The sequence below is a fragment of the Nocardioides malaquae genome (assembly GCF_015070385.1).
GTDB lineage: Bacteria > Actinomycetota > Actinomycetes > Propionibacteriales > Nocardioidaceae > Nocardioides > Nocardioides malaquae.
In genome coordinates this window covers 1-255 of record NZ_JADCSA010000727.1, presented here as the reverse complement: position 1 = coordinate 255, position 255 = coordinate 1, and the positions used below count along the sequence as shown (strand labels likewise).

General features: G+C 43.1%; 1 protein-coding gene. It reads left to right on the top strand.

Annotation, left to right across the window (positions count from 1 at the left end; all coding sequences use genetic code 11):
- The coding region (locus tag IEQ44_RS16190; RefSeq protein ID WP_193639451.1) for an RNA-dependent RNA polymerase family protein at positions 1-255 on the top strand (255 nt) is incomplete at both ends.

Here is a 255-nt window from a genome sequence, read left to right as displayed (position 1 = left end):
GTACTGAAACAGCACTTCTGAAGGTTTTAAATGACATTCGTATAAACACAGACAACGGCTTGTGTACAGTTTTAGTTTTATTAGATCTTTCTGCAGCATTTGACACTATTGATCACAGCATTTTAATTGATCGTTTAGAAAATTGGGTGGGGGTGACGGGGTCAGCACTGGAATGGTTCAGATCCTATCTATGTGACAGATCATTCACCGTGGCAGCAGGGAATGTGTCCTCCAGCCCAGCGGACATAACCTGTG